This is a genomic window from Polaromonas sp. P1_G2 (assembly GCF_056405515.1).
This window is the reverse complement of sequence record NZ_JBFUBY010000903.1, coordinates 1-516: the sequence shown is the minus strand read 5'-3', so window position 1 is coordinate 516 and position 516 is coordinate 1. Positions and strand designations below refer to the sequence as shown.

Here is a 516-nt window from a genome sequence, read left to right as displayed (position 1 = left end):
TCCTGGAAGATCGTCATGGCGCTGCATCACAAGGGACTGGAGTTCGAGGAGCGGCCGACGCCGTTTACCGAGATTCCGAAGATCGAGGGCGGTTTTTCGCCCACGGTGCCGGTGCTCGACGACAATGGGCGCCTGGTCCGCGACAGTTTCGACATCGCGGTTTACCTGGAGGAGACCTATCCCGACCGTCCCAGTCTCTTCGGCGGCGAGGGCGGAAAAGCACTGAGCCGCGGCATTGAAGGCTATACGCAGTTCGTCGTCCAGGCGGCGCTGATGCGGATCATCGTCAAGGATATCCATGACGTGCTGGCGCCTGAGGACCAGGCCTACTTTCGCAAAAGCCGCGAGGTGCGTCTCGGCCGCACACTGGAGGAGATCTCCGGCGATTGGGAGAACGAGGCGGCCGCCTTCGCCGCCAAGCTCGAGCCTATGCGGCATGTGCTGCGCTTTCAGAAATATCTCGGCGGCGACGGCCCGCTCTTCGCCGACTATATCCTGTTCGGCGCGCTGCAATGG

General features: G+C 62.6%; 1 protein-coding gene. It reads left to right on the top strand.

Features of this window, described 5'->3' with window-relative positions; translation table 11 throughout:
* Positions 1 to 9 precede the first annotated feature (9 nt).
* On the top strand, positions 10 to 516 hold a 507-nt coding region (locus AC1D0P_RS28255), incomplete at its 3' end, for a glutathione S-transferase N-terminal domain-containing protein (RefSeq protein WP_477679761.1).